The organism is Streptomyces sp. NPDC058240 (assembly GCF_042882135.1).
Lineage (GTDB): Bacteria > Actinomycetota > Actinomycetes > Streptomycetales > Streptomycetaceae > Streptomyces.
In genome coordinates, this window is record NZ_JBHVWT010000001.1 from 723,385 (window position 1) to 736,954 (window position 13,570).

Annotated in this window: 16 protein-coding genes; 9 read left to right on the forward strand and 7 right to left on the reverse strand. The window is 69.7% G+C overall.

Annotated elements, in window-relative coordinates; genetic code table 11:
• Both ACFVX4_RS03265 and ACFVX4_RS03270 read left to right on the forward strand, forming a co-directional pair.
• Nucleotides 1–189, forward strand: a 189-nt coding sequence (locus ACFVX4_RS03265; protein ID WP_389971395.1) for a tectonin domain-containing protein, incomplete at its 5' end; no start/stop codon positions are given.
• 189 nt (nt 190–378) lie between these two features.
• A complete protein-coding gene (locus tag ACFVX4_RS03270; RefSeq protein WP_124717693.1) occupies nt 379–1,032 on the forward strand; it encodes an ATP-dependent endonuclease in 654 nt (217 codons plus the stop codon).
• A gap of 20 nt (nt 1,033–1,052) precedes the next feature.
• Here the strand turns inward: ACFVX4_RS03270 and ACFVX4_RS03275 are convergent, their stop codons facing one another.
• Both ACFVX4_RS03275 and ACFVX4_RS03280 read right to left on the reverse strand, forming a co-directional pair.
• Nucleotides 1,053–1,259: a DUF397 domain-containing protein gene (locus ACFVX4_RS03275; RefSeq protein WP_124717692.1), complete on the reverse strand. Its 207-nt coding sequence runs from the start codon at nt 1,257–1,259 to the stop codon at nt 1,053–1,055.
• Nucleotides 1,259–2,110 (reverse strand): helix-turn-helix transcriptional regulator, encoded by an 852-nt coding sequence (locus ACFVX4_RS03280; RefSeq protein WP_241196336.1) that lies wholly within the window; start codon nt 2,108–2,110, stop codon nt 1,259–1,261. Before ACFVX4_RS03280 ends, ACFVX4_RS03275 begins: the two co-directional genes overlap by 1 nt.
• 237 nt (nt 2,111–2,347) lie before the next feature.
• Here ACFVX4_RS03280 and ACFVX4_RS03285 point away from each other — a divergent pair, with 237 nt between their 5' ends.
• Complete coding sequence (locus tag ACFVX4_RS03285) at nt 2,348–2,752, forward strand: ATP-binding protein (RefSeq protein ID WP_389971398.1); 405 nt, start codon at nt 2,348–2,350, stop codon at nt 2,750–2,752.
• Between the two features lie 250 nt (nt 2,753–3,002).
• Here the strand turns inward: ACFVX4_RS03285 and ACFVX4_RS03290 are convergent, their stop codons facing one another.
• Complete coding sequence (locus ACFVX4_RS03290; protein ID WP_389971400.1) at nt 3,003–3,923, reverse strand: hypothetical protein; 921 nt, start codon at nt 3,921–3,923, stop codon at nt 3,003–3,005.
• 205 nt (nt 3,924–4,128) lie between these two features.
• On the opposite strand from ACFVX4_RS03290, the gene ACFVX4_RS03295 reads away from it, so the two are divergent.
• Together ACFVX4_RS03295 and ACFVX4_RS03300 are read left to right on the forward strand one after the other, a co-directional pair.
• Nucleotides 4,129–4,662: a nuclear transport factor 2 family protein gene (locus ACFVX4_RS03295; RefSeq protein ID WP_386896550.1), complete on the forward strand. Its 534-nt coding sequence runs from the start codon at nt 4,129–4,131 to the stop codon at nt 4,660–4,662.
• 238 nt (nt 4,663–4,900) lie between these two features.
• Nucleotides 4,901–5,995, forward strand: a complete 1,095-nt coding sequence (locus tag ACFVX4_RS03300; protein WP_389972094.1) for a serine hydrolase domain-containing protein — start codon at nt 4,901–4,903, stop codon at nt 5,993–5,995.
• Nucleotides 5,996–6,056: 61 nt separating this feature from the next.
• Here the strand turns inward: ACFVX4_RS03300 and ACFVX4_RS03305 are convergent, their stop codons facing one another.
• On the reverse strand, nt 6,057–6,926 hold the full coding sequence (locus tag ACFVX4_RS03305; RefSeq protein ID WP_389971402.1) for a LysR family transcriptional regulator: 870 nt from the start codon (nt 6,924–6,926) through the stop codon (nt 6,057–6,059).
• A gap of 117 nt (nt 6,927–7,043) precedes the next feature.
• Here ACFVX4_RS03305 and ACFVX4_RS03310 point away from each other — a divergent pair, with 117 nt between their 5' ends.
• A complete protein-coding gene (locus tag ACFVX4_RS03310) occupies nt 7,044–7,643 on the forward strand; it encodes a short chain dehydrogenase (RefSeq protein ID WP_124717688.1) in 600 nt (199 codons plus the stop codon).
• 299 nt (nt 7,644–7,942) lie between these two features.
• Here the strand turns inward: ACFVX4_RS03310 and ACFVX4_RS03315 are convergent, their stop codons facing one another.
• A complete protein-coding gene (locus tag ACFVX4_RS03315) occupies nt 7,943–8,707 on the reverse strand; it encodes a hypothetical protein (protein WP_389971405.1) in 765 nt (254 codons plus the stop codon).
• Nucleotides 8,708–9,365: 658 nt separating this feature from the next.
• The gene (locus ACFVX4_RS03320) at nt 9,366–10,019 is read right to left on the reverse strand and encodes a hypothetical protein (protein WP_389971407.1); all 654 of its coding nucleotides are present in this window, start codon (nt 10,017–10,019) and stop codon (nt 9,366–9,368) included.
• Between the two features lie 61 nt (nt 10,020–10,080).
• On the opposite strand from ACFVX4_RS03320, the gene ACFVX4_RS03325 reads away from it, so the two are divergent.
• Nucleotides 10,081–10,404 (forward strand): hypothetical protein, encoded by a 324-nt coding sequence (locus ACFVX4_RS03325; RefSeq protein ID WP_389971409.1) that lies wholly within the window; start codon nt 10,081–10,083, stop codon nt 10,402–10,404.
• Nucleotides 10,405–10,611: 207 nt separating this feature from the next.
• On the opposite strand, the gene ACFVX4_RS03330 is transcribed toward ACFVX4_RS03325, so the two are convergent.
• Nucleotides 10,612–11,589: a helix-turn-helix transcriptional regulator gene (locus tag ACFVX4_RS03330; RefSeq protein WP_266493765.1), complete on the reverse strand. Its 978-nt coding sequence runs from the start codon at nt 11,587–11,589 to the stop codon at nt 10,612–10,614.
• A 74-nt stretch (nt 11,590–11,663) separates the two neighbouring features.
• Between ACFVX4_RS03330 and ACFVX4_RS03335 the strand changes: the two genes are divergently transcribed.
• Both ACFVX4_RS03335 and ACFVX4_RS03340 read left to right on the forward strand, forming a co-directional pair.
• Entirely contained in the window at nt 11,664–12,899 is a 1,236-nt protein-coding gene (locus tag ACFVX4_RS03335; RefSeq protein ID WP_389971411.1) for an MFS transporter, read from the forward strand.
• A gap of 131 nt (nt 12,900–13,030) precedes the next feature.
• A complete protein-coding gene (locus ACFVX4_RS03340) occupies nt 13,031–13,564 on the forward strand; it encodes a DUF4240 domain-containing protein (protein WP_389971413.1) in 534 nt (177 codons plus the stop codon).
• The last annotated feature ends 6 nt before the right edge of the window (nt 13,565–13,570 follow it).

Genomic DNA, 13,570 nt, shown 5'->3' on the forward strand with positions numbered 1-13,570 from the left:
GGGTCCAGGACCCACGTCTGGGGCGTGAACTCCCTGGGCCAGATGTACCGGTACACGGGCCACGACGCCAACCCCTGGGTCGGCATCCCCGGCAACGCCGTCGACATCGGCGTGGCAGCCGACGGCACCGTATGGCACGTCAACTCAGCAGGCGGCATCTACCGGTACACCGGAGACCAGCCGAGCTGATCCCGGACACCGACGAATGTGGGCCCACGCGTGGTGCGCGTGGGCCCACCTTCGTCCCCGCCGGGGACCGTCGCCCGGCAATGCGGTCGGCGGTCACCAGCCGAGCGGTCCCTGGACGACCTGGGTCGGGAAAACGTGTATGCGTACGGGATCCCCGCCGTGCAGGATGGCGTCGGGAAGCGAGGTCTCGTGGACGAGTTGAGGCGATTCAGCCAGGCGGCGGTCGTATGGGCGGCAGGCGGAGCGGGGTCGGACGCGGCAACCGCGGAGGCGCGGGAGCTGGCCGGCGGTGTGCGTACGGTCGTGCTCGTCGAGGGAAGCAGTGACCAGGTCGCGATCGAAGCACTGGCCACGCGCCACGGCCGCGACCTTGGTGCGGAGGGCGTCGCGGTGGTACCGCTCGGCGGCGCGATGAGCATCGGGCGCTTCCTGGACGTGTGCGGCCCGCCGGGGCTCGGCCTCCCGCTGGCGGGGCTCTGCGACATCGGCGAGGAGGGGCACTTCCGGCGCCATCTGGAAAGGGTCGGGCTCGGCTCCGACCTCACCCGCGCCGGACTGGAGACCCTCGGGTTCCAGGTGTGCGTGGCCGACCTGGAGGACGAACTGATCCGCGCACTGGGGGCCGAGGGCGTACAGCAGGTGATCGAGGCCCAGGGCGAGATGCGCCCCTTCCGTACGTTCCAGGGCCAGCCGGCACAGCGGGAACGCCCCGTGGAACACCAGCTGCGACGGTTCATGGGCACGCACAGCGGCCGCAAGGCGCTGTACGCGCAGGCGCTGATCGCGCACCTGGACCTCAAGCACGTACCCCGACCGCTGGAGCGCCTGCTCACCCACGTTTAGCGCAGCCCGCCCCGGGTGCGTCAGCGCCCGAAGGCCCCGCCCTTCACCCCGTCGACGAACGCGGCCCACCCCTCGGGGGCGTAGAACTGGAGCCCGCCGTCCCGGTTCTTGCTGTCCCGGACAGCGCGGCCGCCGTCGGCGGTGTGGGCTACCTCGACGCAGTCCTGCTGCCCTCCCTGCGAGGCACTGGACTTCTTGAACTCGGTGACGATCTGCTGGTTCCTCATTACTGCTCTTTCTCGCTCTCAGGGATGCTTGCGATGTGCTCACGCAGGAAGGTGAGCGATTGCGCGGGCGTCAGCGCCGCCGATCTGAGGGCTTCGAAGATCTGCGCATGCGTGGCCATCTCTTCAAGGTCCTCGATGATGACGGTGCTCGTCGTGCTGTCGAAGGCGACTGCCTCCGGGGCGGGTTCAGGACCGAAGTTGAACATGACGAAATGTGACGCCATGTGCGCGGCCTCCCACTCCGTGGCAGGGAGCACCTGAACGCTGACATTCTGCCGTTGAGCCACGTTCAGGATGTGCAGGAGCTGGTCGCGATGCGCTTTCGCGGAAGGCATCGGGGCCGTGAGCGCGGGCTCCCAGATGACTGCCGCGAACCGGGCACCATGCTCCTCGATCACCTTCCTGCGCGTCTGACGAATGGCCACCATCTCGTCAATCGCCTCGGGCGTATGAACCTTCAGGCCGGCACCGAGCAGAACCCTCAGGTAGTCGTCCGTCTGCAGAAGTCCCGGCAGGAACAACGACTGCCAAGTACGGATATACGTCGCGTCGGATTCGAGCGTGATGAAGTCCGCGTACTCCGGCTTGGCCGCCCATTCATAGTTGAGCCACCATCCGCGCTTGTTGGACGCCCGAGCCAGCTGCTCCAACTGCTGGTACACGGAGATGTCTTCCACTCCGTACAGCTCAAGGAGCAGCCGAACATCGCCGGGACGCGCCGAGACCTGACCGGCCTCGATACGACTGATCTTGGCCTTCGATCCCACGATGTGTTCGGCAGCATGGTGCTGGTCGAGCTTCGCCGCCTCGCGATACCTCCTGAGCGCCGCGCCGAGCCGCCTGCTGCGCACAGTAGGGCGTCCACCTGCGGGCATGTCCCCTCCTCTTACTCCGTGTGACCAGTCTGCACGTCAACGGAGGCTACGCGCCAGGCGCTTGAGACCGTGAGCAATATGCAAATTCTCGATGCAGTTCGATTGCATAGATGGAGAGTCTCGCTCTAGCGTGGGATGCGTCACAAAAAGTGCCCCCTTGGGCGCACTCCGTGACCGCCGATCCGCCTGCCCACCCACGACCTTGGGGGACCCATGTCCGGGCGCACGCACATCAAGAGATTCCGGGCCCGCAGGGACTCCGTCCCCGCCGCTCGACGCCACGTCGAGAGCATCCTGGCCGAGTGGAGACTCAGCGGGCTCATCGACGAAACAACCCTGGTCGCAAGCGAGTTGAGCACCAACGTGGTCAACCACGCCAAAGGGACCGGCGACTACTTCGAGCTGGGCTTACGCCGTCGCAACAGCACGCTCGTACTGGAGGTTTCCGACTCGTACCAGTGGCGGATGCCCACGCTCCGCACCCCCACGCTCGACGACCTCTCCGGCCGCGGCCTGGTCATCGTGGACGCGGTCGCCGCGAAGTGGGGCGTACGGCCGCGCGACCCCGGCAAAACCGTCTGGGTCCATCTGACCATCGGTCAAACGGAGTTGACGTGAGGCGGCCCCTCCGGACCGCCTGGCGGTGCGAGGTCACCGCCGACGAACTGCTCGTACGGGCCGAGCACGCCGCCACTCCCACGGTTCGACGCGGAGCACCGCGACCGAACCTTCCGCCGGCTCGACCACGGGCAGTGGGAGGCCGTCATACGACTCAGGGCCGGAGGGCCGTACGCCTGCACCGCTCGCGCGGGCGGACGCGTCGTCGACTGGTCCGCGCGCCCCGTGCGGGTCCTGCCCGTAGCCACGGTCACCGCGGTTCCGCGTCGATGGATTCCGCGATGTGGGACATGACGGACCAGATGATCGCCTTCCGGCAGTTGCTCAGGCCCTTGTCCTCGATGTACAGGGTGTTGTCCGCGCCGACCCGGTAGTTCTCCCGGCGGCCGTCCGCCTTGAGTTTGAGGCCCTCCATGCGGCGTCGCAGGTGGGGAACGGTGATGGCGACCTGGTCGGCGTCCACGGTCAGGCGGGTGACCTCGTCCCACGGGATCTCGTCTGCGGCGCCCTTGACGTGCAGGTACGTACCGCCGAGCTCGAAGTGGTCGTACTGGACCTTGCCGCCCTCGGTGGCCAGTTCGCGCAGATCGTGCCGCACACGCGCCTCGGCGACGCGGTCGATGATGCCCGCGAACATCGGCGTCAGGTTCCCCGGGGAGCGCAGGAACGTGCGCAGGGGGCCCGCGCCGACGTCGGTCAGGAAGTAGTTGCCGGACAGTTCACGCGCGCCCTGGCCGGTCGCCGTCCACAGGCGCGCGACGATCTTGTCCGAGATCGGCCGGGAGGACGGGCCGACGTACGTGGCCTCACGGGAGAGGACGACGTCCTTGAAGTCCTCCCAGTGGTGCGCCCACCGCACCTTGCGCCAGCCCCGGTAGACGATTCCGCCTTCGTGCAGGATCAGCCAGGAGGCGAGGGAGTGGGTCAGCTCGTACACGCCCCAGACGCACAGCAGGAGGCAGATGACGTCGAATACGAGGTGGCCGGTGCCCGGTATGGAGTCGGGTATGCCGCCGAACAGCAGGAAGGCGGCGACCGGAACGACGGTCAGGCCGAGCTTGCCCATCGTCGGGCGTTCCCGGTAGCGCGCGAGGACACCCCCCAGCTCGGCCGGAGCGGCCGTTCGCCGCCGCTCGTCGCTCCCGTTGCCCTGATCCGCCATGGCCCCCATCCCTGTCCTCCTCCGTATCCCGTTGCTTCCGGGTCGAGTTCGACCTCCGTCGGCCGCCCTTCTCCGACGCCGTGCCGCAGCCTAACCCTGTCCCCGAGCGGGCCCGTGTCACATTCCGGAGGGCCATGCCGTCGTACTGCTGGGACGGACGCGCCATCCAGCGGGTGTCGCGTGCACCGGGTCCAATGCGACATGGAGAAGACCGATGAGCGACTTTCAGGCCATCGCGGATCGTGTGGAGATCGAAGCACTGCGCGGTGAGTTCACCGACGGGGCGATGATGCGCGACTACGACCGCATCGCTTCGCTGTTCACACCGGACGGTGTTCTGCGGATGCCCAACATTCCCGTTGAACTCGAAGGGCGGGAGGCGATCCGCGCCTGGGGCAGGCGGGTGCCGGATGTTGTGGAATTTCTTGTGCAGAACACACACCCGGGCGTGATCCGGCTCGACGGCGACACCGCGTCCGGCCGCGCCTACATATCGGAGGTGGGGCGTGGCCTCGACGGCCGGGGAGGGCTGAACTACGCGATCTACCACGACCGTTATCAGCGCACCGGCGACGGCTGGAAGTTCACGGAGCGCGTCTACGAGGTCCGCTACGAAGACGCCTCACCACTGGCCGGCTCACCGCCGCGCCCGGCCGAGGCTTCGGGATCAGCGGTCTCCCAACCCGATCGGCGCGAGCATCCCACCAGTACCGGCCCGCGTCACCCCCTGACCACCGAATCGAGCTGAAGCGGTCTCAGGGGCTAATGGGGGCCCTCTCGGGGGTGTTCCCTGATGAGTCACACAGCGGTTGTGCGACACCGTCATGGGCATGACTTCCAAGCCATGTCTTTCCGATACCGAGGCAACTACGACGAGGGGCCGGCGCAGGCGGGTACCGGTGGCGGCGCTTGCCTGCGCGGTTCTTGCCGCGGTGGCGCTGGGCACGACCCTCCCGGCGGCAGCGGCTCCTGCTGAGCGGCCCACGGTGGCGGTCGAGCGCGCCAGTGGCCAGTTGCCGGGTTTGGACCCGCAGGTCCTGCAACGGGCGCTCTCGAGTGCGCCTGACCGGGTCACAGGAGTGCTTGCGCGGGTGAGCGGCCCGGACGGTCACTGGGTCGGCACGTACGGGACTGCCGACGTCGCGACCGGGGCACCGGTTCCGGCCGACGGCAGGTTCCGCCTCGGCAGCGTCACCAAGACCTTCATCGCCACCGTGCTGCTGCAGCTCGCCTCCGAAGACCGCGTCGACCTCGATCAGCCCGTCCAGCGGTACCTGCCGAACGTACTGCCTGACAGCTACCCGCCGATCCCGGTTCGCACCCTGCTCAACTTCACCAGCAGCATTCCCGAACTGACACCGGACGACATCCCCACCACCCCGGACGGCATCGTCGAGCACCGCTTCGATGACCACCCGCTCGCGGAACTGATCGCCAAGGCCGTTCAGCATGAGCGACCGTTCGCCGTGCCCGGCTCCATGCAGGCGTACGGAGCTACCGGCTACTACGTCGCCGGGCTGCTCATCGAGAACCTCACGGGACACACCTACCAGCAGGAGATCACCAACCGGATCCTGCGGCCGCTGCACCTGCGCGACACCACCGCCCCGGAGACCGACCCCACGATCCCGGGCCCTCACTCCCACGGCTACATTGCCGTGCCCCAGCCGGACGGCGGGACGCAACTGGTCGACATCACCGAACAGAACCCGGGCGCCGGGGGCATGATCTCCACCACGGCTGACCTCGACCGCTTCCTGACCGCCCTCTTCCGAGGACGACTCCTGCCACCGACCGAGCAAGCGGAACTCTTCACCGTCCCCAATGTCTCCTACCTCGACGGCAACGCCCACGACCCGGGTCACGGCCGCGCCTACTACAGCGCCGGACTGATGCGCGCGACCCTGTCCAACGGAGTGACCGTATGGGGCAAGACCGGCAGCACCTTCGGCTACACCGACGGCATGTTCACGACCCGTGACCTGCGTCGCCGCCTGGTGTACTCCTTCAACCCCACCAACGGCGGAGGAAATGATCTCGCCCTGGTCAACCAGATCCTCTCCGCGGCCTTCGCCTCATGAGAGGAAGCACAGCTCATGACCAGTGAGTCGGCAGCCGGGGTGATCTGCGCTGACGGCTGGGCTAGCCGCCGCTCACCACGTCCCGGACCGCCGCGAGGAACTCCGCTGTCCGTGGATGCGTGGGGTGGGCGGGGCGGGCGAGGTAGACCGTGGCGGCAGGGGCGTCGGAGACCGGGACGAAGCGGACGCCTGGGTGGCCGTGGCTCTCCGCCGTGCCCGCCGCGCCCAGGCCGAACGCTCCGCCGGCGGCGATGAGGTTCAGCCACTCGTCCACGTTGCCCACCTCGACCGTCCGGGCCGGGCGCTGCCCCGAGGGCCACAGGTCCGGCGAGGCGGTGCCGGTGTCCGGCCACAGGGCCAGCGGGAGGTCCTGGTCGGCGGTGAGCTCGGCCAGCAGCACCCGGTCCCTGCCCGCGAGCGGGTGGTCGTCGGGCAGGGTCGCGACCCGGTCCTCCGTGTAGAGGGCCTCGGTGCGGATGCGCGGGTCTGCGGGAACTGTGCGAAGCACCGCCACGTCGGTGTCCCCGGTGGCGAGGCCCGCGGTGCTGTTGTCCTGCCGAACCACCTCGAGCGCGGTGTGTGGGTGCGTACGACGCCAGGACCGGAGCAGCGGAACGGTCTGCTGCCCGAGCACCGCGCAGGTGTAGCCGAGACGCAGAGGGCGGGAAACCGTCCGGGTGTCCGCGAGGGCCGCGTCCAGGTGGGCGAGGATCGCCCGCCCGTGGCCGAGCAAGGTCGTCCCGGCAGCAGTGAGGGCAAGGTGTCGGGTGGAACGATCGACGAGCCGGACACCGACGCGCGCTTCCAACTGGACGAGCGTACGGGAGAGCGCGGGCTGCGTCATGTGCAGCCGGGCCGCCGCGGCGGTGACGGTGCCCGCCTCGGCCACCGCGTTCAGAGCTCTGAGGTGGCGCAGTTCCACATCATTCATGCCTACGGAGCATAGTCCCTGACCAAACGGCATTTCCGGGCATGCGGGCGCGATCCGTAGCGTCGTGGATGCCCGGGGGGTTCCCGGGATTTCCCGACATGTGATGGACGGTGTGTTGTGAGGATTCTTTTGGTCGGCGCGGGCGGAACACTCGGCGGTGCGGTACGCCAGGCGCTCGCGGCCCGCGGGCACGAGGTGATCGGCGTGGGCCGTACGGGCGGAGACCTGGTGGCCGACGTCACCGACCCGAAGGCGGTGGCCCGGCTGTATACGGAAGCCGGCCCGCTGGACGCGGTCGCGGTCGCGGCGGGCGACGCCGTGTTCAAGCCGCTGCGTGAGCTGACCGCCGACGATTTCGCGGCGACGTTCCGCGGCAAGGCGCTGAGCCAAGTGGAGTTGGTCCGTCAGGGCGCCCGGCACGTGGCCACGACCGGCTCGTTCACTCTGATCAGCGGGGTCCTCACCGAGGAGCCCATCGTGGCGGGAGCGGCCGCGTCCGCGGCGAACGGTGCGGTCGAGGCGTTCGTACGGGCCGCCGCGATCGAACTCCCGCCCCAGCGGATCAACGCGGTCAGCCCGACGGTGGCCGAGGAGTCACTGCCCTCCTACGGGCCGTTCTTCTCCGGCATGGAGGCGGTCCCGGCGGCCCGTGTGGCGACGGCGTACGTCCGCTCGGTCGAGGGCGCGCAGACGGGCCAGATCTACGGGGTCCGCTAGCCGGTTCGCAGTTCAGAAGGCGTGTGGGACGCCAGCGGGGGCGCTAGCGGTGGTTTGTTAAGCCGGGGAGTAGAGGTCAAGCGGGTGGCCTGCGCCGACGGCGTTGATCAGGGCTCGGAGTTCCGGTGATGGGGTGCATTCGTCCAGGCTCGCCGGCATCGTTGGAGGCTGGTCCAGGGGCCGAGCCAGGCCCGGACGGCGCGTATTGCTTTGGGCCGGCCAGGTCGGGGCGCGGGCGGCGTCGGCGGGGGTGTAGCAGTCAGGTCTGGTCACCTGCCCCGTCGTGCCGGCCTGCCCGCTCACCCCCGCCGCCGGACGAAACCTGCCACCAGCACGGCCAGGACCACGCCGAACGCGACGACGACCGGCCAGACACTCCCGGTGAGCCAGTACGCACCGATGCTGCAGACCACGACGAGAACGCCCCACACCCAGCCCACAGCGGTGGACCGCTCGGCACTCTGGCTGGATGACCGCCTGACCGCAGTGGCAGCGTAGGGCTCCCGCAGCGCGACGCTCGGCCATCCGTCGCCAACACCTGACAGTAGCCAGACCGGATCCGTGTGCTGCCACCGCTGAAAATCCGAGATCAGGCTGTCCACTCGCCCGCCGGCCGCTGTGGCATGACCGGCGTCGAGGCGCTCCAAGTCGGCCAGGGTCTCCTCGAACAGCAGGCGGATGCCGCCTTCACCGCCATCGGCCAACGCCTCGGTCCGCAGCAGCACGTAGGGACCGAACCGGGCGTCGATGAGCGCGACGAACTCATCGTAGAGGGGCGAGAACTGCGCGCCGAGCCGACTGGTCAGTCCCTGCCGCCGGGCGTGCAGTCGCGACAGCGCCGTCCGCTGGTCGACCACCAGGTACGGGTAGGTGGCCTCGCCCCACTCGCTCAGCAACTCCGCGTGCTCATCGGTACCGGCGTCCTCGGTGTCGGCGATCCTCGCATCCACGAGGTCTCCGGGGCTGAACATCGCCCACCACAGCAGCGGCGGCCAGTTCTTGGCCTCCAGTTCCATCGTCCCGTCGAAGAAATCGACCCATTCACCTGCCGACCCGTCCGGCATACGGGGCTCCCGGGCGCTGTCCAGATAGAGGCGCAAACTCATTTCGGTTCCCCACCTTCACTTGCGGATGCGCCGGCCATGGGGCATCGGTGGCCGCTGCAGCACCATCGCTCACCACCACGGCTCCCTCCCCTGCCGCCGGCGAAGTCTTCCGCAGCTTGATCGTTCCGTCGCGTGAGGACTCACTTTCGCCGACTGCACCGCTCCGGTGCCAGCTGAAGCACTGGGGCGGGTTTCGGAAGTACTGGTCACAGCCATTCGTTGATGGCGGCGACCAGCACCGTGGCTTCGTGGCGGACGGCAAACTTGTCGTATCTCGTGGCCACCGCCCGGTGGCGCTTGAGGCGGGGGGGCGGCCGGACTTGATGCCCGGCGGCATCAACCGCTCCGGTACCGTCCACTGAGTGGCTGCCAGATCTCTCCGAGCCATCAAACGTGATCAGCGCACAACCTTGATCCACTTCTGAAACACACCCCGGCGGTTGACTGTTGACGGGGGGTCAGGGCCGTAGTAGGCCGGTAGCAGAGGAACAAACCACCGCCAGGTGTTCTGCCCGAGAAGGATCAACGGGTCGGCGGTCGCGTTGGTGGTGGCGGTGGCGGTGGCGGTGGCGGTGCGAATACCCCGGCGCCCATCTCCGCTTCACCCCGAGTGGGCTCAGGGCGCGCTTCCTGGCCCCTCCTCCGCCCGGTCGACCAGGAGATCGATGGCCGCCTTCGCCTCCGTCACGGTCGCACCGGTCGCCTTGCGCCAGGTTCTGATCGCCCGGATGCGGTCGCCCGCGCGCGCGTGGGCGACGGCGAGCCTCGCGTGGAGCGGGTGGCCCGGCAGTCGGGCGGGAATCGGGCGGCCGCGCGGCTCGCCGTGGCGGCCGCTGGGGTCGAGTTCGTCGAGCGAGGAGTGCAGCCCGTGGACCGGCACTCGTCCGGCCGGCTCCCCGTCGCGGACCGCCACGAGCTCCCAGCGGAACTCCGCGGGCCGGGATCCCTCGTGGTCCAGCCCGATTCCCAGCAGGCCGGGATCGTCGAGCAACTGGCATACGTTGTAGAGGACTTCGTGCTGCACCTCCCGTACCACGTCGGTCAGATCGTCCGGGTCCACACCGCACGCCAGCACCCGCTGGAGCGCGCTCGCCCCCGCGTCGGCGGGACCGTTGCCCTGCTGGTCGCTCCTGCGCTCGGGTTCGAGCCAGGACGGGTGACCATCGGTGTAACTGTCCTCATCGACGACCATGCTCCACAGTGTGGCGAGGAACGACTGGAGTGCCTGCGCCGACCGTTCGTCAGGGCGGGAATCTTCGCGCTCGATCATCCGCCAACCCTGCCAGACGGGACATCCGGGGAGTCGGCGGACAAGGACAAGGGCTACAAACGTGATTGACCGAACCACAACGCACATCGAGATCTACATCGGGCATGTGGAGCTGATGCTCCTCCAGCCTTGCTACCGCAACGGGATCCACATCCGGCGCGCCAGTCCTGGCGAGTTCGCCGTGTTGAAGGAGCGGCACGGGCTGGAGCCATCCGCCGCCGAGTACACCTGGATGCTGGACCCTGACGGAGGCAGCTTTGTCATCGGGAGCATCCCGAACTGGCGCGAGGCGGAGTACGCGCTGATGACCGACCGGGAGTCGCTGTACGACTGGTCCAAGCCCCGGCCGCCGGACTTCCCGGTGGAGACGGGCAACGTCGGCTGACTCGTCTTTCTGTACGAACGGACACAGCTGGGCGGCCATCCGGGACCCACCGTTGATTCAGATCCGCCGTGCGCAGCTCACCGGGCGGATACGCCATGAGAAACGACGTCTGAAGCCCGCGCAGCACGTCGCGTTCGCGGTCGGCGAGGGGGCTCGCTCCGTCGACGGGCGCCGCTGCCGCTGTGAAGGGGTGAGCGGCCGGCCCCCTCAACCTCCCTGCTGCGCCCCCACCAGCACGTCGCCCGCCTCCGTGCGGAAGTACAGGACCGAACGGCCTGATCGGCGGCGGTCCGCCAAGCCCGCGTCGAGGAGGATCTTGAGGTGGCGGCCGACCGAGCCGAGGGCCTGGTCGGTCAGGGCGACCAGTTGGGTGGTGCTCTTCGGGGCGGCGAGGAGGACGAGGACGGCCGCTCGCGCGGGACCGAGGAGGCGGGACAGGCTGTCCGGGACCCGGGCCCGGTCCGCGTCGGCCAGGGTGCCGGAGCAGGGGTAGACGACCGCGTAGCGCCGGGCTTCGTCGTCCCAGGAGACCCAGCCCGAGCGCTGGGTGACCGGGACGAACAGCAGCCGTACGCCGGACAGTTGCTTCGGCGGGTAGTCGTGCGCGTTGATCTGGAGCCGGCTGTCGCCCAGCCACCGCATCCCCGGGCGCAGACCGCTCAGGGCGGCCGCCCAGCCGCCCTGGCTCAGCTGTCCGGTCCGCGCGACGATGTCCGCCTCGATGATCCGGCGGCGGCGCGGCCAGTCCGGCAGCACGGTGTGCAGCCAGACCCAGTGCAGGACGTCGGCGGCCCGCCGGGCCAGGTCGTCGCGGTCCAGGAGCGCCGGGAGGGGGCCGCCGCCGAGCGACACCACCAGGTCCGCTCGGGCGCGCTCGGGGGTGGTCGCCCGGACGGGGGCCAGCTCCTCCTCGAAGGACGGGGCGCCCTCGCCCGTCGGCGTCGGGGTGATGAAGTCCGCGTTCCAGCTGCCGCCGAGCGCCGCCGGTACGAGGAGGGCCGCGACCGGGTCGGCGGCCTGCCGGGCTCGGTAGGCGGGCAGATGGGCGTCGAGCCAGGCCCGTTCGCCGGGGTGCTCGGGCCGGCCCCGCTCCAGGGAGTTCAGGGCGGAGAGGGTCTCGGCGAGCGGTGAGACGACGAACCGGCTCCCGGCCAGCGTGTCCGTGTTGATCTGCCACAGGCCCACGACGTCATGCCTCCACGTTTCGCCGACACGCGAAACTGTAACGGTCGCCCCGGACGGCCGCCGAGACTCCCCGCATGCGCACCTACCGGGAACTCTTCCGTACGCCGCAGTTCGGACCGCTCTTCGCGACAAGTGCCGTCCAGGTCGCCGCGTCGACGACGAGCGGGCTGGCCCTCGGCACCCTCGTCTACGCCGCGACCGACTCGCCGCTGCTCGCCGCCCTGTCCATGTTCGGCTCCTCGCTCGCCCAGGTGATCGGGGCGACCGTGCTGATGTCGGCGGCGGACCGGCTGCCGCCCCGGGCCGCGATGACCGGCATGGCACTCGCCTTCGGACTGGCCACCGCCGTCCTCGCCGTCCCCGGGCTGCCGCTGCCGGTGGTCTTCGCGATCATCCTGGCCGAAGGGGCGGTCGCGGCCGTGGGCGGCGGTGTGCGGTACGGACTGCTCAACGAGGTGCTGCCCAAGGACGGCTATCTGCTGGGGCGTTCCGTACTGAACATGTGCTCCGGCCTGATGCAGATCGGCGGGTTCGCCCTCGGCGGGCTCCTGGTGGCGACGCTGTCCGCGCGCGGCACGCTGCTGGTCGCCGCCGCCCTGTATCTGGCGGGTGCGGTCGTCGCCCGGTTCGGGCTGGCGCGTCGGCCGCCCCGTTCCGCCGGGCGGCCGTCGGCCGCCGAGACCTGGCGGATCAACGCCGTGCTGTGGTCCTCGGGCCCGCGCCGCCGGGTCTATCTCGCGCTCTGGGTGCCGAACGGGCTGATCGTCGGCTGCGAGTCGCTCTTCGTCCCGTACGCACCCGAGCACGCCGGGCTCCTCTTCGCCTTCGCCGCGCTGGGGATGCTCGTCGGGGACACCGTGGCGGGCCGGTTCGTCGCGCGACACCGGCGGGGGCGGCTGGCCACGCCGTTGCAACTGCTCCTGGCCGCCCCGTATCTGCTCTTCGTCGCGCGCCCGGCGCTCCCCCTGGCGTTCGCCCTGACGGTGCTGGCCTCGGTCGGGTTCTCCGCGAGTCTGCTGTTCCAGGAGCGGCTGATGGCCCTGACCCCGGACGAGTTCACCGGTCAGGCGCTCGGCCTGCACTCCTCCGGCATGCTCACCATGCAGGGCGTCGCGGCGGCGCTGGCCGGCACCGTCGCCCAGCGGACCTCCCCCGCGACGGCGATGACCGCGATGGCGGTGGCCTCGATCGCGGTCACCCTGGCTCTGACCGCGGCCGGGCGCCGGGCTGCGCGAGCGGTGGACAACGTGGAGCCCCATGGGACTTCGGAAGCGGTGGACGTCACGGGTTCTGCTGGTCGACGAGCGTGACCGGCTCCAGTGTCGCGGCCTCGGACCGCCGTGCCGGTCGTACCTTCATGTCCGTCGGACTCCCTTCCCTCAGCCCCCTCGGCAGCTCGCCGCACCCGAGACTGTCAGACCCCTCCGGCATGCTGCACCGCATGGACACCACGGACTTCTGGAATCTGATCGACGACGCCCGCGCACAGGTCACCGACCCAGAGGATGCGGAGGCCGTCGTCGAGCGGGCCTCCGCGCTGCTCGCCACCCGGCCCCGGGACGAGATCGTCGTCGCGCAGCAGCTGCTCTGGGACTTGATGGCCGCCTCCTACCGGGCTCCGCTCTGGGCTGCGGCGTACACGATCAACGGCGGCTGTTCCGACGACGGTTTCGACTACTTCCGGGGCTGGCTGATAGCGCAGGGGCGTGAGGTGTTCGAGCGGGTCGTCGCCGATCCGGACACGCTGGCCGAGCTGCCGGTGATCAGGGCCGCGGCGCCCGAGGGCCTGGAGATGGAGTGCGAGCGGACGCTCGGGATCGCCTGGGACGCGCATCGGACGGCGACGGATGAGGACATGCCCGACGACTCGTTCACGATCGACTACCCCGACCTGGACCCGGAGTGGGACTTCGACTTCGACGACGCGGAGCGGGTGGCGCTGCGGCTGCCGAAGCTGGACGCGCTGTACGCGTGAGGCGGG

Excerpts from the sequence above, each read along its gene's own strand:
- ACFVX4_RS03335 (WP_389971411.1), top strand. The coding sequence starts at position 11,664 with ATGCGCACCTACCGGGAACTCTTCCGTACGCCGCAGTTCGGACCGCTC.
- ACFVX4_RS03315 (WP_389971405.1), bottom strand. The coding sequence starts at position 8,707 with ATGCCGGACGGGTCGGCAGGTGAATGGGTCGATTTCTTCGACGGGACG.
- ACFVX4_RS03320 (WP_389971407.1), bottom strand. The coding sequence starts at position 10,019 with ATGATCGAGCGCGAAGATTCCCGCCCTGACGAACGGTCGGCGCAGGCA.
- ACFVX4_RS03340 (WP_389971413.1), top strand. The coding sequence starts at position 13,031 with ATGGACACCACGGACTTCTGGAATCTGATCGACGACGCCCGCGCACAG.
- ACFVX4_RS03290 (WP_389971400.1), bottom strand. The coding sequence starts at position 3,923 with ATGGGGGCCATGGCGGATCAGGGCAACGGGAGCGACGAGCGGCGGCGA.
- ACFVX4_RS03305 (WP_389971402.1), bottom strand. The coding sequence starts at position 6,926 with ATGAATGATGTGGAACTGCGCCACCTCAGAGCTCTGAACGCGGTGGCC.
- ACFVX4_RS03275 (WP_124717692.1), bottom strand. The coding sequence starts at position 1,259 with ATGAGGAACCAGCAGATCGTCACCGAGTTCAAGAAGTCCAGTGCCTCG.
- ACFVX4_RS03285 (WP_389971398.1), top strand. The coding sequence starts at position 2,348 with ATGTCCGGGCGCACGCACATCAAGAGATTCCGGGCCCGCAGGGACTCC.
- ACFVX4_RS03295 (WP_386896550.1), top strand. The coding sequence starts at position 4,129 with ATGAGCGACTTTCAGGCCATCGCGGATCGTGTGGAGATCGAAGCACTG.